Raw genomic sequence first — 20,102 nt, 5'->3', positions numbered from 1 at the left:
TCCGGGGGAACCCCGAGGAAGGCCCATGCTGCGAACACCGACAGGCGGTGCCGGACACGGCACCGCCACCGCGGAAGCGCGCCCGATGAGCATCGGTACGGTGCTCATCCAGTTGCGCGACGAGTTTCCCGAAGTCACCATCTCCAAGATCCGGTTCCTGGAGGCCGAGGGGCTCGTCGAGCCGCAGCGCACTCCTTCCGGATACCGGAAGTTCGCCCCGCGTGATGTGGAGCGCCTGGCCCAGGTGCTCCGCATGCAGCGGGACCACTACCTGCCGCTGAAGGTCATCAGGGAGCACCTGGACGCCCTGGCCCGGGGGGAGCAGCCCCAGCTGCCCTCCCCCGGCGAGCGGCGGGACCTGGCCGACGGCGTCTGGGAGGCCGGCCCCGGGACGGTGACCGCCGCCCGGATCGGACGTGCCGAGCTGCTCGCGGCGGCCGAGGTCGACGAGGACCGGCTGGCCGAGTGGGAGTCCTACGGGCTGATCGTCCCCGCCCCCGAGGGCGGTTACGACGCCGAGATGGTGACGGTCGCCAAGCTGGTGGCGGACCTGGGCCGTTTCGGCCTGGAACCGCGACATCTTCGGGCCATGCGGGCCTCGGCCGACCGGGAGGCGGGGCTGGTGGAGCAGCTGGTCGCGCCCCTGCGCCGACACCGTAATCCGCAGACCAGAGCCCATGCCGAGGCCACCGCGAACGAGCTCGCCGAGCTGTCCGTACGGCTGCACGCGGCACTCGTGCAGAGCGCGCTGCGCAGCCGTCTGCACTGACCTCGGCGGATCCCGACTACCCAAACATGGCGAGCACGTCCTAGGGTTGCTGTGTGAACGAGCTCGACGTTGTCGGTGTCCGGGTGGAAATGCCCTCCAACCAACCGATCGTTCTCCTGCGTGAAGTGGGAGGCGACCGGTACCTCCCCATTTGGATCGGTCCGGGGGAGGCGACCGCGATTGCCTTCGCCCAGCAGGGCATGGCTCCCGCCAGGCCGCTGACCCATGACCTGTTCAAGGATGTGCTCGAGGCCTTGGGCCAGGAGCTCACCGAGGTCCGTATCACGGACCTCCGCGAAGGGGTCTTCTATGCGGAGCTCGTCTTCGCCAGCGGAGTCGAGGTGAGCGCCCGGCCCTCCGACGCCATAGCGCTCGCCCTGCGGACCGGCACGCCGATCTACGGCAGTGACGGCGTGCTGGACGATGCGGGCATCGCGATCCCCGACGAGCAGGAGGACGAGGTGGAGAAGTTCCGCGAGTTCCTCGATCAGATCTCTCCGGAGGACTTCGGTACGAACAGCCAGTGACCGTCCCGCAGGGGTGCTGTCAGCGCATCCGGCAAGCCTTTCCCGGTAACGAGACACGGGAAACCACCCTCAGGGTGATTATCACTCGGCGTGCCGAGTGTGGCGATCGTTGACGCACCCCGAGTGACTGCCTACCTTCGAGTGGGCAGGTCAAGGACGGAGGTCGGCGTGAGAAGCAGCGGCGACGGTACGGCGGCGGGTGGGCCGTATCCGCAGCACGGCAGTGGAGCCGACCACGCCATCAGGCAGCCGGTTCAACCGGCAGCGGTGGCAGCGGGCGGCGTGGCAGCGGCGAGCGATGCCGGCGACATCGGCTATCGCGGACCTACGGCGTGCGCGGCGGCGGGGATCACCTACCGCCAGTTGGACTACTGGGCCCGTACGGGACTGGTCGAGCCCAGTGTGCGCCCGGCCTACGGGTCGGGAACCCAGCGTCTCTACAGTTTCCGGGACGTGGTTCTCCTCAAGATCGTCAAGCGGTTCCTGGACACCGGGGTCGCTCTGCAGAACATCCGCACCACGGTCCAGCATCTGCGGGCCCGCGGTTTCCAGGATCTTGAGCGCATGACGCTGATGAGCGACGGGGCAACGGTCTACGAGTGCTCCTCGCCCGACGAGGTCGTCAGCCTGCTCCAGGGCGGGCAGGGAGTCTTCGGGATCGCCGTCGGCGTCGTCTGGCGGGACGTGGAGGCGGCGCTCTCGCAGCTGCACGGCGAGCGGGTCGACACCGGCGAGACGCTCGTCGGCCACAACCCCGCCGACGAGCTGGCGCGGCGCCGCAACCGCGCCGTCTGAGGACCCCGGAGCCCCGCACGGCGGGCAGCGCGCGCAGGACGACGGGACGGTCCGGCACCCCACGGGGCGCCGGACCGTCCCGTTGTCAGTGCCGTAGGGCAGCATCGACGGTGTGAGACCCGCGCCCACCATCCTGCACCTGGACATGGACGCCTTCTACGCGTCGGCGGAGCAGGCGGCCAAGCCGAGCCTGCGCGGCAAGGCGGTCGTGGTGGGCGGCCTCGGACCCCGCGGAGTGGTCGCCACCGCCTCGTACGAGGCGCGGCGGCTGGGCGTGCACTCGGCGATGCCCACCGCGCAGGCCCGGCGGCTCGCGCCGAACGCCGCCTACCTGGTGCCCCGCTTCGCGCTGTACCGGACGGTGAGCGAGAAGGTGATGGAGCTGCTGGGGCGGCTCTCGCCCCTGGTGGAGCCGCTCAGCCTGGACGAGGCCTTCGTGGACCTGGAGGCCGGCGGGACGGCCGACGACTCGGCGTCGGCCCGGGCGACGGGGGAAGGGCTGCGGGCGGCCATCCGCGCGGTGACCGGCCTCAGCGGGTCCGTCGGGCTGGCCGGCTCCAAGATGCTCGCCAAGATCGCCTCCGAGGAGGCCAAGCCCGACGGACTGCTCGTCATCGAGCCCGGCACCGAACGCGACCTGCTCGCCCCCATGTCCGTGCGCATCCTGCCCGGGGTCGGCCCGGCCACCGGCGACCATCTCAGACGCGCGGGGATGACCACGGTCCACGACCTGGCCGAGGCGGGCGAGGCGGAGCTCGTGCGGCTGGTCGGCAAGGCCCACGGCCACGGGCTCTACCGGATGGCGCTCGGGCTCGACGACCGCCCGGTGGTCGCCGAGCGGGACGCCAAGTCCGTATCGGTGGAGGACACCTTCGACGTGGACCTGCACGACCGGGTGCGGGTGCGGGCCGAGGTGGAGCGGCTCGCCGCCCGGTGCGTGGAGCGGCTGCGCGCCGCCGACCGGTCGGGCCGCACGGTGGTGCTGAAGGTGCGCCGCTACGACTTCTCCACCCTGACCCGCTCCGAGACGCTCAGAGGCCCCACGGACGACCCCACGGTGGTCCGTGAGGCGGCGGGGCGGCTGCTGGAGTCCGTCGACACGACGGGGGGCGTACGACTCCTGGGCGTCGGCGTGACGGGGCTGGCCGACTACACCCAGGAGGACCTGTTCGCCCAGGCCGCCGACGCCCGGGAGCTCGCCCAGCGGACCCGGGAGGAGGAGCACCGGGCGCCGACGGAGGGCGACGAGGAGAACACGCCGGCGGAGCCCGGGCCGGACGACGCCGAGCCGCTCGCAGCGCGGCGCTGGCCCGCCGGACACGACGTGCACCACGAGGAGCACGGGCACGGCTGGGTGCAGGGGAGCGGCGTGGGGCGGGTCACCGTCCGGTTCGAGGAGCCGTGGAGCGCACCCGGCCGGGTGCTGACGTTCCGCGTCGACGATCCGCTGCTGCGGCCCGCCGACCCGCTGCCGCTCGTCCGTGACGCGGCGGACTACTCCTCCTGGCCCGCCAGCCTGCCGAAGTCCCGGTCGGGCGCCGACTCCGCCGAGGGCGGGGAGTCCAGACCGTAGTGGCGGTAGAGCTGCAGTTCCTGCTCGGGCGAGAGGTGCCGGCCGACGCCGAAGTCCGGCGCGCTCCTGATGAGAGCGCGTTCGAAGGGGACGCGCAGGGTGTCCTCGACGAATTCGCTGGGCTCCAGGGGGACGAAGGCGTCCCTGCTGAACAGGCCGGTGCGGACAGCCGCCCACTCGGGGACGCCCGTCGCGTCGTCGAGATAGACCTCATCCACCGTTCCGATCTTGGCCCCCTTGCGATCGAATGCCTTGCGGCCGATCAGGCGGCGCGGATCGATGTCCGTCTGCACGGTGCCTCCCACTGGTTCGCGGACTGCTCAGGGCGGTCCTGTCGCTCCACCAGGACCAGACAAATGCAGATCCGTGGCGTCGGCCACTCGAGAAACTCCGGCGCGGTGGCCGCTGGTAGGCTGGCGGTGGCTGCTGACCCCGTGCGGGAGAGTCCTCCGGTGGAGAATCCGGAGGCGCCGAAGGAGCAACTCCTCCCCGGAATCTCTCAGGCCCCCGTACCGCACGGACGAGGTCACTCTGGAAAGCAGGGCGGTTCCGTGCGGGCGCAGGCCCGGGTGGATTCGACCCTCACCGACGGTGAAAGCCGGCACGCCCCCGGGCGGGCCGGTGAAGCTCTCAGGTTGAGATGACAGAGGGGAGGCCGTCCGGGCACCCGCGCCGTGGTGCCCCTCGCAGGTCGTGACAGACCAGGAGGCCTCCACCATGACCCCCCGTCGCACTCCGCTCTCCCAGCTGGAGCAGGGCATTCCGTTCGAGCAGCGCCACATAGGGCCCGACGCGGAAGCCCAGGCGAAGATGCTCGCCCAGGTCGGCTACGGCTCCCTCGACGAGCTGACCGCCGCCGCGGTGCCCGACGTGATCAAGAGCGCGGAGGCCCTGAACCTTCCGTCGGCGCGCACCGAGGCGGAGGTGCTGGCCGAGCTGCGCTCGCTGGCCGACCGCAACCAGGTGCTCGCCCCGATGATCGGCCTCGGCTACTACGGCACCTTCACGCCGCCCGTCATCCTGCGCAACGTCATGGAGAACCCCGCGTGGTACACGGCCTACACGCCGTACCAGCCGGAGATCTCCCAGGGCCGCCTCGAAGCCCTCCTCAACTTCCAGACGATGGTCGCCGAGCTGACCGGACTGCCCACCTCCGGCGCCTCCCTGCTCGACGAGGGCACCGCGGCCGCCGAAGCGATGGCGCTGTCCCGGCGCGTCGGCAAGGTCAAGAAGGGCGTCTTCCTGGTCGACGCCGACACCCTGCCGCAGACCGTCGCGGTCATCGAGACCCGCGCCGAGCCCACCGGCGTCGAGGTCGTCGTCGCGGACCTGAGCGACGGCATCCCCGCCGAGATCGCCGAGCGCGGCGTCTTCGGCGTCCTCCTCCAGTACCCGGGCGCCTCGGGTGCCGTGCGTGCCATCGAGCCCGTCATCGAGCAGGCCCACGAGCTCGGCGCGATCGTCACCGTCGCCGCCGACCTGCTGGCCCTCACGCTCCTCACCTCGCCCGGCGCGCTCGGCGCCGACATCGCGGTCGGCACCACCCAGCGCTTCGGCGTGCCGATGGGCTTCGGCGGGCCGCACGCCGGCTTCATGGCGGTCCGCGAGAAGTTCGCCCGCTCCCTGCCCGGCCGCCTCGTCGGCGTCTCCGTCGACGCCGACGGCAACAAGGCCTACCGCCTGGCCCTCCAGACCCGCGAGCAGCACATCCGCCGCGAGAAGGCCACCAGCAACATCTGTACGGCGCAGGTCCTGCTCGCCGTCATGGCCGGCATGTACGCGGTCTACCACGGCCCCGACGGGCTGCGGACGATCGCCCGGCGCACCCACCGCTTCGCCGCGATCCTGGCCGACGGCCTGCGGAGCGCCGGCGTCGACGTCGTGCACGGCGCGTTCTTCGACACCCTGACCGTGCGGGTGCCCGGCAAGGCCGCCGGCATCGTCGCCGAGGCCCGCGAGCGCGGGGTCAACCTCCGCCTCGTCGACGCCGACCACGTCTCCATCGCCTGCGACGAGACCACCACCCGCTCCCAGATCTCCGCCGTCTGGGCGGCCTTCGGCGCCGAGGGCGACATCGAGGCGCTGGACGCCGCGGTCGCCGACGCGCTGCCCGAGGGGCTGCTGCGCTCCGACGACATCCTGACCCACCCGGTCTTCCACCAGCACCGCTCCGAGACCGCGATGCTGCGCTACCTCCGCAAGCTCGCCGACCGCGACTACGCGCTGGACCGCGGCATGATTCCGCTCGGCTCCTGCACCATGAAGCTGAACGCGACCGCCGAGATGGAGTCGATCACCTGGCCCGAGTTCGGCGCGCTGCACCCCTTCGCCCCGGCCGACCAGGCGCAGGGCTTCCTCACGCTCATCCGTGAGCTGGAGGAGCGCCTCGCGGAGGTCACCGGCTACGACGCGGTGTCCATCCAGCCCAACGCCGGCTCGCAGGGCGAGTTCGCGGGTCTGCTGGCCGTCCGCGCGTACCACCGGGCCAACGGCGACGACCAGCGCACCGTCTGCCTCATCCCGTCCTCCGCCCACGGCACCAACGCGGCCAGCGCCGTCATGGCGGGCATGAAGGTCGTCGTGGTGAAGACCGCCGACGACGGCGAGGTCGACATCGCGGACCTGCGCGCCAAGATCGAGCAGCACCGCGACGAGCTGGCCGTGCTCATGATCACCTACCCGTCCACGCACGGGGTGTTCGAGGAGCACGTCGCCGAGATCTGCGGCGAGGTGCACGACGCGGGCGGCCAGGTCTACGTCGACGGCGCCAACCTCAACGCGCTGGTCGGGCTCGCCAAGCCCGGCAAGTTCGGCGGCGACGTCTCGCACCTGAACCTGCACAAGACCTTCTGCATCCCGCACGGCGGCGGCGGCCCCGGCGTCGGCCCGGTCGGCGTCCGCGCGCACCTCGCGCCGTACCTCCCCAACCACCCCCTCCAGCCCGCCGCGGGCCCGGAGACCGGCGTGGGCCCGATCTCGGCCGCCCCGTGGGGCTCGGCGGGCATTCTGCCGATCTCGTGGGCGTACGTCCGTCTGATGGGCGGCGAGGGGCTCAAGCGGGCCACTCAGGTCGCCGTGCTGGCCGCGAACTACATCGCCAAGCGCCTGGAGCCGCACTTCCCGATCCTGTACAACGGCCCGGCCGGTCTGGTCGCGCACGAGTGCATCGTGGACCTGCGACCGATCTCGAAGGCGACCGGCGTCTCCATCGACGACGTGGCCAAGCGCCTGATCGACTACGGCTTCCACTCGCCGACCATGTCGTTCCCGGTGGCCGGCACGCTGATGATCGAGCCGACGGAGAGCGAGGACCTCGCGGAGCTCGACCGGTTCTGCGACACCATGATCGCGATCCGCGCCGAGATCGAGAAGGTCGCCTCGGGGGAGTGGAGCGCGGACGACAACCCGTTGTCCAACGCCCCGCACACCGCCGCCGCGCTCGGCGGTGACTGGGAGCACGGTTACAGCCGCGAGGAGGCCGTCTTCCCGGCCGGGGTGTCCGCCGCCGACAAGTACTGGCCGCCGGTGCGCCGCATCGACGGGGCCTTCGGCGACCGGAACCTGGTCTGCTCCTGCCCTCCGCTGGACGCGTACGACGACTGAGGCAGGTCGCGGCAGGGCGTGCGCCGTGAGCGGTGCGCGCCGGGCATGCGTCGGGGCCGGTGCGGAGATCTCTCCGGGCCGGCCCCTGTTCGTCGGCCCGCCCTCAGGCGGCCTTCACCACGCGGCCGGTTGCCAGGGGCCGGTGCGGGGCGATGATCTGCCCGTCGGGCAGCAGTTCGCCGGTGTCCTCGAAGAGGAGGACGCCGTTGCACAAGAGGCTCCACCCCTGTTCGGGGTGGTGGGCCGTCAGGCGCGCGGCTTCCCGGTCGGGTGATTCGGCGGTGGGGCAGGGTGGCTGGTGCTGGCACATGGATGGGTTCTTTCGCTGCGTCGAGTCGAGTGTCCTGCGGCTGGATGAGTCGTTCATGGCCGCCCCCGTATCAGTCGGTCCGGTCCCAGTGTTGCCCTACGGGGAAGATTCCGCAGGGATTTCGCTGCAGCACCCGTACTCCTCCCATGACGCATCACCCGCGCGGACGGTTCACCGCAACTGCACTGTCCCTTTGGGTGGTTCGGGGTGGCCGGATGGGGCTAGTCCGAGTGGGCAGCGCAACGCCCCCGCAGTGACCCCTGCCCCGCCCGGCGTCCGGGCGGGGCAGGGCGGGGTCACTGCGGGGGCGCCGTGTCGCGGCGGCGCAGGTCAGGCCGGACTGAGGAGCGGTCCGGGGGCCACGCGCAGGGAGATGACGGGCAGCAGATCGGCGACCCGGTGCGGTCTGTGGGCGGCGATGCCCGGCGGGGCCGGCGCCAGGGGTACGAGGACGTCCGTGGGCGCGAGCACCCCCTCGGCGGGATCGGCCTCGGTGTCGCCGTGCAGCCAGAGGGTGAGCATGTACAGCTCCGGGATGGACAGCAGCCGGACCTGGCAGGCGGTGGACGACCCCTCCGCCTGGCGGAGGGCCAGTTCGGTCGAGGCGAGGTAGGGCCCCTCGAAGAAGTGCGAGAAGGCCCAGCCGTCGGGCGTGAGCACGGTGTCCGCCGCGGCGACCGCGCGGCCCTCGCTCCGGATCAGGAAACGCCAGGCCGTGAGGCGCGTCAGGGGTGCTGTCCTGGTGGGCGAGATCCGGTCCAGCACGTGCACGGGAAGCGGTAGTTCGGGGCTCAGCGGTCCCTGGACGGACCGGAGGGCGGAGGTTTTGGCCTCGCGGACGGCGGTGGGAGAACCGAGGGCCGCGAGAACACTGCGCAGGGCGGGCGCGGGAGCCGGGGGAACATGCAGCGGCATAGTGGGTCGCCTCTCACTTCGGAGACACGGTGGCGCTTGGGCGGGTGCAGACGGCGCTGTCGGCATGGAAGGCCGGAGACGGCCGGTGACGGGCGAGTCGTATCAACGCTCTGCCTCGTTGAGCTGAGTTTATATGACATGTGTTCACACAGTGTTTCCGCTAGCAGTCGCGGATATGTCGCACAAGGCGTCATCCGGCCTTCGCATTGCGGTATTGCTGGTGATTTGAGAGGGAGTCGGCGGCGCCGACCTGGCACCCTTCCGGCGGAGCGGTAGGCCGAAACTCGCCGGTGTTTCCGCCGTGCATACTCCGGGCGAAAATGCTGGGAGCCCCATGCCAAGGGAATGTGCCCCAGGTCTCCTTCAACAAGACTATCGGGTATCGGAAGCCCGTGGGGGCGTTACGGATCACTCCCACTGGGCATTATCGATCGTGATGCGAGCGGCCTGGGCCGCGGGCCGCCCACTGGAGGAGGGACCCCTCGATGGGGGAGAAGGTCGTGGCGGAAGCCGTTGACCTGTCCGATCGACAGGCGTACCGCACCAAGCTCAACCAGTGCCTGGAGGGGCTGGGCAGACTCCTGGCGGAACGGAGGTTCGATCGTCCGCGGAACCTGATGGGGCTGGAGATAGAGCTGAATCTCGCGGGTTCCGACGGGATGCCCCGGATGATGAATCAGCAGGTGCTCCAGCGCATCGCGAGCCGGGATTTCCAGACCGAACTGGGGATGTTCAATCTCGAAGTGAATATCGTCCCGCACCGCCTCGGCGGCCGGGTTTTCGATCAGCTCGCCGAGGAGTTGCGGACCGGTCTCGCCTATGCGCACCGCAAGGCGGGAGAGGTGGACGCGGGGATCGTGATGATCGGAATCCTGCCAACTCTGGGCGAGCACGACGTGGTGTCCGCGAATCTCTCGGACGTGGACCGCTACACCCTGCTCAACGATCAAATGGCGGCTGCCCGGGGGGAAGATTTCCTGCTGGATATCGAAGGCGTCGAGCGGCTGGTCTGCACCTCTCCCTCGATTGCTCCGGAGGCGGCCTGTACCTCCGTACAGCTGCACCTCCAGGTGACGCCCGCCCGGTTCGCCGACGTGTGGAACGCGGCCCAGGCGATCACCGGCGTCCAGATCGCGCTGGGCGCCAACTCCCCCTTCCTCTTCGGCAAGGAGCTCTGGCGGGAGTCCCGGCCGCCCCTGTTCCAGCAGGCCACCGACGTACGGCCGCCGGAGCTGGCCAACCAGGGGGTGCGCCCCAGGACCTGGTTCGGGGAGCGCTGGATCGGCTCCGCCCACGAGCTGTTCGAGGAGAACCTGCGCTACTTCCCGCCGCTGCTGCCGATCTGCGACGACGAGGACCCCCTGAAGGTGCTCGACGAGGGCGGGGTGCCCGAACTGGCGGAGCTGGTGCTGCACAACGGCACCGTCTACCGCTGGAACCGCCCGGTGTACGGGATCGCCGACGGTGTTCCCCATCTGCGGGTGGAGAACCGGGTGCTGCCGGCCGGGCCGACGGTCACCGACGTGGTCGCCAACGCGGCCTTCTACTACGGGCTCGTACGGGCGCTCGCCGAGGAGTCCCGGCCGGTGTGGAGCAGGCTGCCGTTCGAGGCCGCCGAGGAGAACTTCACCGAGGCCTGCCGGCACGGCATCGAGGCCGAGCTGCTCTGGCCCCGGTCGGGCCGCTCCGGCGGGCTGGCCAGGATCCCCGCCGTCCAGTTGGTGCTGGAGGAGTTGCTGCCGCTGGCCGCCGCGGGGCTGGACGCCTGGCACATCGAACCCGCCGACCGGGACCGCTGTCTCGGGGTGATCGAGGAGCGCTGCAAACGGCGCGTCAACGGGGCCTCCTGGCAGGTGGCCACGTACCGCCGGGCCCTCGACGCCGGGCTGGGGCGGGACGCGGCGCTCGCGGCCACCACCCGCCGCTACGCCGAACTGATGCACGCGGGGGAGCCGGTCCACACCTGGCCGGTGGGCTTCCCGGCGCCCTGACGGCTCCCGGGAGGCCGGCGCCGGTCACCGGACCGGCGCCGGCCTCCCGGGCGGTCACTCCTGTGCGACGAGCCCGTTCTGCCCGGCCGCCATGATGGCCTGGAGGATCACCGCACGGATCTCGGCCGGGTCGCTCACCTCGTAGCCGTCGCCGCCGGTGACCCGCGCGATCTCGGCGACCTCGTCGCGGTCCGCGTCCGGGCCCACCGCGATGGCGATGACGGGGACCGGGCGCTCCGGGTCGCGCAGCGCCTTGAGCTCCGCGACGAGTCCGCTCCGCGAGATGCTCCGATCGTCCTGGTTGGAGCCGTCGGTGAGGATCACCAGGGCGTTGAACTTGCCCTTCACGAACGTCGACCGGGCTTCCTTGTACGAGGCCAGCGTGGTGTCGTACAGCCCCGTCGCACCACCGGGCACCGGCCGCAGCCCCGCGAAGGCGGCCGTGAGCTCCTCCCGGTGGGTCCCGCCGCCCTCGGCCGGGTCGCCGAGCCGCTTCGTCGGCATGAGCCGCCGGTAGTCCCTGTCGCCGTCCAGCGTGGTGGCGAACTCCCACAGCCCGATCTCGTCGTTCGGGGTGAACTGCTCCAGCGCCTGGATCAACGACTCCTTGGTGACGTCCATCCGTGACTGGCCCCGCCCCGGGACCGGTGTCGCCATGGACCCCGAGGCGTCGACCACGGTGGTCAGCCGGGCGCTCTGCACGGTGATCGTCCACATCCCGAGCGTCTCCCGGAGCTCCTTCGCCGAGGGCGCCTCGGCGGCCGGCGTGGCGTACGGCTGCGGCTTCCTTCCGCCGGCCGCGGCGACGAGGGAGTCCTCCGCGCTCCCGTCGCCGGCCCGGAAGCCGTGCTCGGCGAAGACGGCCCGGGCGTCCCGGTCACCCAGCAGGGTCATGAAGCGCAGGGCCGCCCGGGACTCCGCGACGCTGAGGTCCGCCTCGTTGACCAGGGTGTACGGGTAGTCCAGCAGCGGAGCGCCGTCCCGCGGGTAGAAGAGGTCCAGCTCACCGCCGCCGGTCGCCTCCGCGTTGTGCGCGAAGGCCGCCTGCTCGGAGACCAGGACCGCCTGGTTCCGCTTCGGATTGCCCTCCTCCGCTCCTGAGGTGCTCCGCGCCAGGGTCCCCAGCACCTGGGCGTCCCCGTCCGACATCCGCTCGGCGAGGGCCTTCGCGGTCTGGGCGACCCGGGTGTCGCTGTCCCCGCCCTGCCGTGCCGACGAGGCGCCGATGCCGGCGAGCGCCAGCAGTCCGGTGGCGCTGCGCGCCGGGTCCGCCGCGCCGAGACGCACCCGGTCGGCACCGAGCTCCGCGACCAACGCGGACCAGGAGTAGGTCTTCTCGGGCCAGCCGAGCTTCCGGGAAGCCGACGGCACCACGGCCAGGGCCACGGGGGAGGAGGCCACCGAGTCGGACGGGGAGACGGGAACGCCCTCGCCCAGTCCCTTGGCCCGCTCCAGCCACAGTTCGGAGTCGGGCAGCCAGACCTGGAAGTCGGGCTTCTCGTCCCCCGCCGCGAGGGATTCGGCGACCTTGTGCGCATCGCGGGCCAGCACCTCCACGACGAGACAGCGGCCGTCGGCCCTCATCTCCTCGGCGGGGGCCCGCTCGGCTATGGAGCGCACGGCCGGGGCGATGTCCGGGGAGGCCACCACGGACAGCCGTACGGTGGACTCCTCGCAGGACCGGGAGAACGACAGCAGGCCGGCCTTGGCCGCCACGGCCGTCCCGGTCGCCACGGTGAGGACGAGGAGGGTGGCGATGACGACCGTACGACGCCGTCGCCGGGGGCTCGGACGGTCCCGGCGTCCTTCCGCCGCGCGGCTGTCGGGCAAGCTATGACGTCCCATGTCGGTGGTGCCCCTCGTTGAGGACGGAACAAGGAAAAAGGGGGACCGCCCCATCGGTGATGGTGGTCGTCCCCCGGCCTGTCGCGCATGATCTTCGTACCTCTATTCGAGACCCTAGTGCGGCGGTCGGTGGGATGAGACGTGATTGCAGAACAAAAGGCAGGTGGACAGGTGGAGGCCGGGCGCGTGGCTGATTCTTTTCCTCAAGAGGCCGTGTCACGAAGGATCTTGCGGTCCGAGGTGCTGCTGGTCCTGGCGCTCTCGCTGGGCGCCAGCGCGGTGTCCTCCCTTATCAGTTTTGTCGGATCACTGACGAAACCAGGGGGTTTGAAGGACCAGGCCGCGACGCTCAACGGCTCGTACGCTCCGGACCGCCCATGGCTTGATCTGTCATGGCAAATGTTCGGGATCGCAACGGCTCTGGTGCCGGTCGCGCTGGTCGCGCATCTGCTGATCCGGGAAGGAGCGGGCCTGCGGTCCATCGGATTCGACCGCACGAAGCCCTCGTTCGACCTCGGCCGCGGAACCCTCGTGGCGGCCGGCATCGGCAGCGCCGGCCTCGCCTTCTATCTGGTGGCCCGCGCCACCGGGTTCAACCTGACGGTCGTCCCCGAGTCCCTGCCCGACGTCTGGTGGAAGTTCCCCGTACTGATCCTCTCGGCGATCCAGAACTCCGTGGTGGAGGAGGTCATCGTCGTCGGCTATCTGCTGCGCAGGCTCGGACAGCTGGGCTGGACGCCGATGGCCGCGCTGGTGGCCAGCTCCGTGCTGCGCGGGTCCTACCACCTGTATCAGGGCATCGGCGGCTTCATCGGCAACGTGGTGATGGGCGTCGTGTTCGTCCTGCTCTACCGGCGCTGGGGCCGGGTGGGTCCGCTGGTCGTCGCGCACGCACTGCTGGACATCGGCGCGTTCGTCGGATACGCGCTGCTCGCGGGCCGGGTCGACTGGCTGCCGACGCCCTGAGCGCCGCGCTGCCGGGACGATGGGGGGCGCGCGGCCCGCGAAGGGCCCCGCGCACCCCGGCGGGCTGTCAGAACGTGGTGAGCAACTCGCCGTCGATCACCGTGACCGCCGTACCGGTCAGCAGGGTGCGCTCGCCGCGCAGCGCGGTACGGACCAGCCCCGAGCGGGCGGAAGCCTGGAGGCCGGTGAGGTCGTCACGCCCGAGGCGGGCCGACCAGAAGGGGGCCAGCGCGGTGTGGGCGCTGCCGGTGACCGGGTCCTCGTCGATGCCGACACCCGGGAAGAAGCCACGCGAGACGTAGTCGTATCCCCGGGCGGGGTCCTCGGCCGCGGCGGTGGCGATGACACCGCGCCGGGAGTGGGACACCAGCGCGGCGAAGTCCGGCGCGAGCGCCCGCACGGCCGCCTCGTCGCGGAGCTCGACGAGCAGGTCCCCGATGTGCTCACCGGTGTCGTGCACCGAGACGGGGTCCGCCCCGAGGGCGTCGGCCAGGCCGTAGGGCACCGGCTCCTCGGTCAGCGGTGAGGTGGGGAAATCGAGGGTCAGGGAGCCGTCCGGGTGCGCGGTCGCGGTCAGGATCCCGCAGCGCGCGGCGAAGCGCACCGGACCCGTGGCCAGATCGGTGGTGTGCAGGACATGGGCGGTGGCGAGCGTCGCGTGCCCGCACATGTCCACCTCGGTGGCCGGAGTGAACCAGCGCAGCGCCCAGTCGGCCGTGCCGCCCGGAGGCAGCGGGTGGGCGAACGCCGTCTCGGAGAGGTTGACCTCGGTGGCGATCTCCTGCAGACGCGCGTCTGCAGGGAACGCGGAGCCCTCCAGCAGGAGCACGCCGGCGGGGTTTCCGGAGAAGGGGCGGTCGGTGAACGCGTCGACGATACGAATCCTCATGGGGCGACCGTAGATTGTCGGTGCGGAGGCGGGCCAAGGCCAATTCCGGGTGGCCGGCCCCTGCCCGTCCCGCCGGAGCGGCCGAGCCCGGCGGCGGTTCGCGGCTCACCGACGGGTCACCGGGACCGACGGAGCCCATCAGGAGGAGAACGCACGCGCCCGGCACCGGGAGCGTAGGCGTCGAGGCACGGGAGAGAGCGGCATGCGCACCCTGGCGATCACGCAGAACATCACCGTCGACGGCTCGATCGAGATGATCACGGACTGGTTCGATCCCCAGGGGCAGCCGGGCGTGGACATGAGCGACGTCCTGGAGGAGAGCCACCGGCAGGACGCCCGCGCCGACGCACTGCTCCTGGGGCGGCGGACCTTCGAGGACTTCCGCGGCTACTGGCCGCTGCAGACCGATGACCCCACGGGCATCGCCGCCTACCTCGACCAAGTGCCCAAGTACGTCGTCTCCGGCACCCTCACCGACCCCGGGTGGCGGAACGCGACGGTGCTCACGGGCGACCCCGTCGAGGAGGTCCGCCGGCTCAAGGCCGAGGAGGGCGGCAAGGACATCGTCCTCACCGGCAGCATCACCCTGGCCCATGCGCTGATCGCGGCCGGTGCGGTCGACGAGTACCGCCTCTTCGTCCACCCGGCCGTCCAGGGGCGCGGCCGGCGTCTCTTCCCCGACGGCTACGAGCTCCCCCGGCTGCGGCTCCTGGAATCGAGGGAGTTCCGCAGCGGGATCACCCTGCAGCGGTACGCCCCGGCCTGACCCCGCCGGAGGAGAGCCTCACGCCCGCGGGGCCGGGAGCACCCGGCCCAGGCGCGCGAGCGGTGACACGGCCATCAGGACCGGCGACAGCATCATGCCCGCGGCCGACACCAGGAGACCGGTGCGGGGACCCCAGCCCTCGGCGAGGAGGCCGCCGAGCAGCGAGCCGAGCGGGGTGAACCCCATCCCGACGAAGGTGATCGTCGCCGCCGCGCGACCCTGCATCCCGTCCGGTGTGACGGCCTGCCGCACCGACATGACCGTGACGTTCACCAACTGGCTGAACGTCCCGAACACGAAGTTGACGGCGACGAGCGCGAGGACCGTCGCGGTCGAGGAACCGCGCAGGGCCGGTACGCACAGCAGCGCACCGTTGCCCAGCATCGCGGCGGAGACGAGCACCACACCGTGGCCGAACCGGCCCGGCAGCCGTGCGGCCAGGACCGAACCCAGGAGCGCGCCCGGACCGGTCGCCGCGAGGGCGAGGCCGACGGCGACGCCCGTCAGCCGCAGTTCGTGCGGGAGGAAGACCAGATAGGCGGTCATCGTGGCCGCGAAGGACAGCTGGAAGGCGGCAGAGGCGAGGCACACGGCCCGCAGCCAGGCGTTCTCGGCCACGAAACGAATCCCCTCCCGGATCCGACGCCTGACCGGGGACGCGCGCTCCGCTACCGGGCCCACGCGCCCGGGCACGGCCTCCGGGCGGCGGATCCGGCTCAGGGACCCGAACGACACCGCGAAGAACAGCGCTCCGGCGGCCACGGCGACCGGAGCCGACAGCAGCGACACCAACGCTCCGCCGAGCGCGGGGCCGCCGATCTGCGCCGCCGACCGGCTGCCCTCCAACGCACTGTTGCCCCGCACGAGTTGATCGCTCCGCACCCTACGTACGAGGGACGCCTGGTACGCCACGTCGAAGAGGACCGACAGGGCTCCGACGGTGAACGCCACCACGAACAGCGCGGGCAGGCCGAGCAGTCCGAGGAGCCCGGCAGCGACCGCCGCGCCCAGGACCACGGCACGCCCGGCGTCGGTGAGCACCATCACCGTACGGGCCCGCCACCGGTCCACCCAGGCGCCCGCGAGGAGCGAGAGCAGCAGGATCGGCGCCTGCCCCACGGCGCGGAGGACACCCAACTGGCCCGCGCCCGCGTCGAGCGTCAGGACGGCGAAGATCGGCAGTACGACGAGCGTCGTGTGTTCGCCGAGCTGAGAGGCCGTCTGCCCCGCCCAGAGCCTGCGGAAGTCGGCGTCGCGCCGCAGGCCCGACGGCGCGGTCGTACCGGAAGCGGGTACGTCGGAGGGAGGGGTGGGGGAGGAAGGAGAAGGGGAGAAGGGCCGCACAGGAACCTCTGGGGTCGCCGGGCACGAGACCCGCGGCCGGCGCACGGAGGCGCACCCGGGCATCGGGCGGGAAAGGGCTCGCCGTGCCGCGACCACAAGGGCAGCACGCGATGACGGGCCGATCTTGGCTACGACGTCAGCGCGCGCTCGGACGACCGGGCATGTCCCTCCGCTCCTGGTGGGGTCACTCCCCGCCCGGAACGCTAACGCGCTCCGGGCGGGGAAGGAAAGGCAATTGAGGGGAGCGCACCCGAAGCGCGTCCGGCGCGGACGGGCGCGACCGGGCGGCGGCGCGGTACCCCTCGGCGTCCGCGACGCGGAGCACCGGAGAGCGGATCGCCACCCGTCACCGCTCGGCCCGCCCGTGCCCCACCACCCCCGCTCCTCCCCACGCCCGTGCCCCACCAACCCGTGCCTCACCACCCCCGTGCCGTTCCCGCCGGTTCGGGCGACGGAAGGGCACGGGAGGCGAGGCCGCCTCACGCGACGGCGGTGCCCTCGAGCTCGACCAACTGGCCGGGGACCGCCAGGCGCGTCACCCCGAGCAGAGTGCTGGCCGGCGCCACTTCGGCCGCGCTCAGCCGCCCCACCAGCGCGCCGTAGTGCCGGAGCAGCAGATCGACGTCCGTGGTGTAGACGTTGAGGCGGACGAGGTTCGCAAGGGACATGCCCGCCTCGCTCAGCACGGCCTCCAGGTTGTCGGCGCTCAGCGCCAACTGCGCCGCCATGTCCCCGTCGTGCCGGGGCTCGCCGTCGTCGCCCATCGCGGTCTGCCCCGAGACGTACAGGGTCCGGGTCTGCCCGGAAACGACTTCACCCTGGTTGAACCCCAGGTCCACCGACCACGTCACCGGGTTCACGGCCGTTCGTTCCAGTGCCACTTCAGCTCCATTCCATGCGGAGAAACAAGGAGATCCGCCTGCCGGCCAGTCGCCGGGCGGCCTCGGCGTCCTACAGGGGGAGCCTTCCAACAAATGACGACACCCTTGGTCATGTATTCGCTACCGTTCCCGTATGCGCGCCGACCGACTGGTCTCGTTGGTACTGCTGTTGCGTCAACGGGGCCGGCTGACCGCCGACACGCTGGCCCGTGAGCTGGAGGTGTCCACCCGTACCGTGCTGCGCGACATCGAGGCACTGTCCGCGGCAGGCGTCCCGGTCTACGCCGAACGCGGCAGGCACGGCGGCTTCGCCCTGCTGCCCGGTTTCCGGACCGAGCTCACCGGGCTGAACCACGACGAGACCCTCGCCCTGCTGGCCGCCGGATCGGGGCGCGGGGAGCAGGTGTTCGGCCTCGGGCCCGCGCTCGCCTCGGCGATGCGGAAGGTGCTCGACGCGCTGCCCGAGAGCCATCAGGCCGCGGCGAGCGACGCGGCCCAGCGGTTTCTCGTCGACCCGGAGACCGACCTGCTCTCCCGCCCCACGGTCACCGATCAGGTACCGGGCACCACCATGATCGAGGTCCGCCGGGCCGTGCTCTCCGGCCGCAAGCTGCGCATTCACTACGCGGCCAATGGCCGGGCCCCGCAGTGGCGCACGGTGGACCCGATCGGCCTGGTGACCGTACGGGACCGGGGCTATCTGCTGGCCACGAGATCCGGCGCGGACCGCACCTACCGGCTGTCACGGATGCTGGCCGCCGAGGAACTGCCCGAACCGGCCCAGCGGCCGAACCGGGTCGACCTGGACCGGATCTGGCGGGACCGCTCCGCGCGGTTCCTCGCCGGCGGCGACCACGTCACCGCGCTGGTGCGGGTGAACCCGGCGCGGCGGGAGGAACTGCTGGGCACCGTGCTGGCCGTCCGCGCGGAGGATCCCGACACGGACGGCTGGCCACGGCTGGAGGTCACCTTCCAGGACGCACGGCACGCCGAATGGGCGATGTGGCGGCTCGGTACGGATGCGGAGGCCCTGGCCCCGCAGTCCTTGCGCAGCGCCCTGCACGATCTGGCCGTCACGCTCGCGGCCCGCTACGGACCCTCGTAGCGCCTCCGACGGCGGGCGGCTCCCGAGGCGCTGCGCTCTGCCGCCCGGCGCGGCTCGGCGACCGAACGGACGAAGGCGATCGTGCGTGAGAGCAGGCCTTCCCGGCGCGAGGCGATGATCTCGTCGACCGGCCGGTCGACGGCCTCGCGGACCGGCTTGCCGTGCACCTTCACCGCGCAGTCGAGGTCGGTGCACAGGAGGAGACCGACCGCGTCGAGGCGTTCGCGTTTGTCCCGCGAGGGACGCTGGGCGGTGAACAGCGACACCTCGTTGAAGCGGCGGGCGAACCGGCACAGGTCGCACATCACCGCGCGCGAACCGTGCGCAGCGTCGTTCGGGGCCTGGCGCAGCAGCACTCCGTGCGCCCGGCCGTCGGCCTCGGTGACGAGGTAGGCGTGTTTCGGGGCGCGCAGGTCTCTCCAGCCGAGGTAGTCGATGCGGTGCCATCGGACGTCGTCGAACCGGGCCGGCAGACGGACCTTCTTCGTGGCCGGGTCCAGGTTCACGATCGCGTCGCGCACCTCTTCCCTGGTCAGGGGGCGCATGGCTGCTCCTTGCGGATCGCACGCGCGTGCGATCTGTGTAGGGCGGGCGGGGGTGGGGAGAACCCTGGGCGTCAGGGCGTCAGGGCGTGGGGGCGGTGGGCGCCGTGCGGCACGGCAGCGCGCGTGACGGCCGGTTCACGGTGCGAGTCGCATGCGATCCGCGACGCCGGGGTCCCGCAGGGGTTTGAGCGCCAGGCGCACCAGGGCCAGGGCGTTGTCGTCACCGGCGATGCGATTGGCGCTGAGCGCGCCGCAGGACACGCACTGGTGGATGATCATCCACTCGCCGTCGGGCCTGACCGCCATGCCCAGGGCTTCCATCCGGGCGCGGCAGTCCGCAGCCCGGTCACCCGGAACCCGCCGGTCGACGTGCAGGCTGACCAGGCAGTTCGGGCAGTGGTTGCGGTGCGTGGTGCCGGGCGCGTCCAGGGAGACGTCCAGTCGGCAGCCGGCGCACCGGAAAGCGTCGCCCCGGTGCCCTCCCCGGCCGTGCAGGACGTCCTTGTACCGCTGTGGCCGCCGTGCGGCCCGGGTGCGGCGGTGGGTGTTCTTCGCTCGTCTCGGCATGGCCGGTCCTCTTCCTTTCCCGCCGGTTCAGAGGTCGCCGAACGCTTCGAGCGGAAAGGGGGGGTGGGCCAGTGGCCGGACGGCCAACCGCATGAGGACGAGCTGGTTGTCGTCCGCGCGGGTGGGGCTGGAGGTCAGCTCGTCGCACCGCACGCAACGGTGGATGACCACCCAGCCGCCCGTGCGCGGCACGGCGACGGCGATCGGCGACATCCGGCCCCGGCAGTCACTGGAGCCGCCGTCGACGGGGTCGAGAAGGTGCGGGACCTGGAGACAGGACGGGCAGTGACGGCGCCGCGCACTGTGATCGGCGTCGGCGGACACGGTCCGGCCGCACCACGCACAGGAGGAGGCGCTGTTCGGGGTGGTGTGTGGAGTGCTGGAGAGAGTTCTGCTGGTGCTGGACACCCGGGGTGCTCCTTGCTGGGAAGTCTGTGATGACAGCAAGAGCAGGCCGAGCGGCCTCGACGAAGAGGCCCACCCCGTACGACGCGACACGCGTGCGGGCGGGGACGCGGGCTGAATTCAGTGCACCGGAGAGTCACGTCCGGAGACCGTCCCGAGGGGCGGCGGAAGAAAGACGGACTGCTGGCTAGACGGTGCAGCGAGGCGCGCGCGGCGCGGGCCGGAACATAAAGATCTCTCTTTTCCAGGGCGCGAAGCCCAGAAGGGACCGAGGAACGCCGTCAGCGTAACCACGGCCCGATCCAG

The 20,102-nt window shown here is 71.7% G+C and carries 19 protein-coding genes and 1 riboswitch; of the genes, 9 read left to right on the top strand and 10 right to left on the bottom strand.

Annotation, left to right across the window (positions count from 1 at the left end):
- The first annotated feature begins 25 nt into the window (after nt 1–25).
- The 4 genes from ftsR to DTB53_RS29965 all read left to right on the top strand — a co-directional run bounded on the left by ftsR (nt 26) and on the right by DTB53_RS29965 (nt 3,664).
- A complete protein-coding gene (gene ftsR, locus DTB53_RS29980) occupies nt 26–769 on the top strand; it encodes a transcriptional regulator FtsR (protein ID WP_003970462.1) in 744 nt (247 codons plus the stop codon).
- Between the two features lie 53 nt (nt 770–822).
- A complete protein-coding gene (locus DTB53_RS29975; protein WP_003970463.1) occupies nt 823–1,296 on the top strand; it encodes a bifunctional nuclease family protein in 474 nt (157 codons plus the stop codon).
- A 168-nt stretch (nt 1,297–1,464) separates the two neighbouring features.
- A complete protein-coding gene (locus DTB53_RS29970) occupies nt 1,465–2,091 on the top strand; it encodes a MerR family transcriptional regulator (protein WP_003970464.1) in 627 nt (208 codons plus the stop codon).
- Between the two features lie 112 nt (nt 2,092–2,203).
- On the top strand, nt 2,204–3,664 hold the full coding sequence (locus DTB53_RS29965; RefSeq protein WP_012381743.1) for a DNA polymerase IV: 1,461 nt from the start codon (nt 2,204–2,206) through the stop codon (nt 3,662–3,664).
- Here the strand turns inward: DTB53_RS29965 and DTB53_RS29960 are convergent.
- Nucleotides 3,586–3,957, bottom strand: coding sequence for a PRC-barrel domain-containing protein (locus DTB53_RS29960; RefSeq protein ID WP_003970466.1), 372 nt, complete (start codon nt 3,955–3,957; stop codon nt 3,586–3,588). The genes DTB53_RS29965 and DTB53_RS29960 overlap by 79 nt on opposite strands.
- Nucleotides 3,958–4,091: 134 nt before the next feature.
- A riboswitch (glycine riboswitch) is annotated at nt 4,092–4,189 on the top strand.
- Nucleotides 4,190–4,381: 192 nt separating this feature from the next.
- Between DTB53_RS29960 and gcvP the strand changes: the two genes are divergently transcribed.
- Entirely contained in the window at nt 4,382–7,267 is a 2,886-nt protein-coding gene (gene gcvP / locus DTB53_RS29955) for an aminomethyl-transferring glycine dehydrogenase (protein WP_003970467.1), read from the top strand.
- Nucleotides 7,268–7,370: 103 nt separating this feature from the next.
- Here the strand turns inward: gcvP and DTB53_RS29950 are convergent, their stop codons facing one another.
- Nucleotides 7,371–7,577: a DUF5999 family protein gene (locus tag DTB53_RS29950; RefSeq protein ID WP_012381745.1), complete on the bottom strand. Its 207-nt coding sequence runs from the start codon at nt 7,575–7,577 to the stop codon at nt 7,371–7,373.
- Between the two features lie 330 nt (nt 7,578–7,907).
- Nucleotides 7,908–8,492, bottom strand: coding sequence for a hypothetical protein (locus DTB53_RS29945; protein WP_003970469.1), 585 nt, complete (start codon nt 8,490–8,492; stop codon nt 7,908–7,910).
- 485 nt (nt 8,493–8,977) lie between these two features.
- Between DTB53_RS29945 and DTB53_RS29940 the strand changes: the two genes are divergently transcribed.
- Nucleotides 8,978–10,483: a glutamate-cysteine ligase family protein gene (locus tag DTB53_RS29940; protein ID WP_003970470.1), complete on the top strand. Its 1,506-nt coding sequence runs from the start codon at nt 8,978–8,980 to the stop codon at nt 10,481–10,483.
- A 54-nt stretch (nt 10,484–10,537) separates the two neighbouring features.
- Here the strand turns inward: DTB53_RS29940 and DTB53_RS29935 are convergent, their stop codons facing one another.
- The gene (locus DTB53_RS29935) at nt 10,538–12,328 is read right to left on the bottom strand and encodes a substrate-binding and VWA domain-containing protein (protein WP_012381746.1); all 1,791 of its coding nucleotides are present in this window, start codon (nt 12,326–12,328) and stop codon (nt 10,538–10,540) included.
- Nucleotides 12,329–12,514: 186 nt separating this feature from the next.
- On the opposite strand from DTB53_RS29935, the gene DTB53_RS29930 reads away from it, so the two are divergent.
- Complete coding sequence (locus tag DTB53_RS29930; protein WP_003970471.1) at nt 12,515–13,294, top strand: CPBP family intramembrane glutamic endopeptidase; 780 nt, start codon at nt 12,515–12,517, stop codon at nt 13,292–13,294.
- 67 nt (nt 13,295–13,361) lie between these two features.
- Here the strand turns inward: DTB53_RS29930 and DTB53_RS29925 are convergent, their stop codons facing one another.
- Entirely contained in the window at nt 13,362–14,183 is an 822-nt protein-coding gene (locus tag DTB53_RS29925) for a PhzF family phenazine biosynthesis protein (RefSeq protein ID WP_012381748.1), read from the bottom strand.
- 202 nt (nt 14,184–14,385) lie between these two features.
- On the opposite strand from DTB53_RS29925, the gene DTB53_RS29920 reads away from it, so the two are divergent.
- Nucleotides 14,386–14,949 (top strand): dihydrofolate reductase family protein, encoded by a 564-nt coding sequence (locus tag DTB53_RS29920; RefSeq protein WP_003970473.1) that lies wholly within the window; start codon nt 14,386–14,388, stop codon nt 14,947–14,949.
- 18 nt (nt 14,950–14,967) lie between these two features.
- Here the strand turns inward: DTB53_RS29920 and DTB53_RS29915 are convergent, their stop codons facing one another.
- Both DTB53_RS29915 and DTB53_RS29910 read right to left on the bottom strand, forming a co-directional pair.
- Complete coding sequence (locus DTB53_RS29915) at nt 14,968–16,293, bottom strand: MFS transporter (protein WP_012381749.1); 1,326 nt, start codon at nt 16,291–16,293, stop codon at nt 14,968–14,970.
- A gap of 479 nt (nt 16,294–16,772) precedes the next feature.
- Nucleotides 16,773–17,168 (bottom strand): RidA family protein, encoded by a 396-nt coding sequence (locus DTB53_RS29910; protein ID WP_030706233.1) that lies wholly within the window; start codon nt 17,166–17,168, stop codon nt 16,773–16,775.
- 139 nt (nt 17,169–17,307) lie between these two features.
- Here DTB53_RS29910 and DTB53_RS29905 point away from each other — a divergent pair, with 139 nt between their 5' ends.
- On the top strand, nt 17,308–18,279 hold the full coding sequence (locus DTB53_RS29905) for a helix-turn-helix transcriptional regulator (RefSeq protein ID WP_012381750.1): 972 nt from the start codon (nt 17,308–17,310) through the stop codon (nt 18,277–18,279).
- Here DTB53_RS29905 and DTB53_RS29900 read toward each other — a convergent pair.
- The 3 genes from DTB53_RS29900 to DTB53_RS29890 form a co-directional block, all read right to left on the bottom strand.
- Nucleotides 18,264–18,824, bottom strand: a complete 561-nt coding sequence (locus DTB53_RS29900) for an FBP domain-containing protein (RefSeq protein WP_012381751.1) — start codon at nt 18,822–18,824, stop codon at nt 18,264–18,266. The genes DTB53_RS29905 and DTB53_RS29900 overlap by 16 nt on opposite strands.
- A 135-nt stretch (nt 18,825–18,959) precedes the next feature.
- Nucleotides 18,960–19,391, bottom strand: a complete 432-nt coding sequence (locus tag DTB53_RS29895; protein ID WP_003970478.1) for an RNHCP domain-containing protein — start codon at nt 19,389–19,391, stop codon at nt 18,960–18,962.
- A gap of 27 nt (nt 19,392–19,418) precedes the next feature.
- Nucleotides 19,419–19,799, bottom strand: coding sequence for an RNHCP domain-containing protein (locus tag DTB53_RS29890; RefSeq protein WP_003970479.1), 381 nt, complete (start codon nt 19,797–19,799; stop codon nt 19,419–19,421).
- Between the last annotated feature and the right edge of the window lie 303 nt (nt 19,800–20,102).

The sequence above is a fragment of the Streptomyces griseus genome (assembly GCF_900460065.1).
Taxonomy (GTDB): Bacteria; Actinomycetota; Actinomycetes; order Streptomycetales; family Streptomycetaceae; genus Streptomyces; species Streptomyces griseus.
This window is presented reverse-complemented; position numbering and strand designations above follow the sequence as displayed.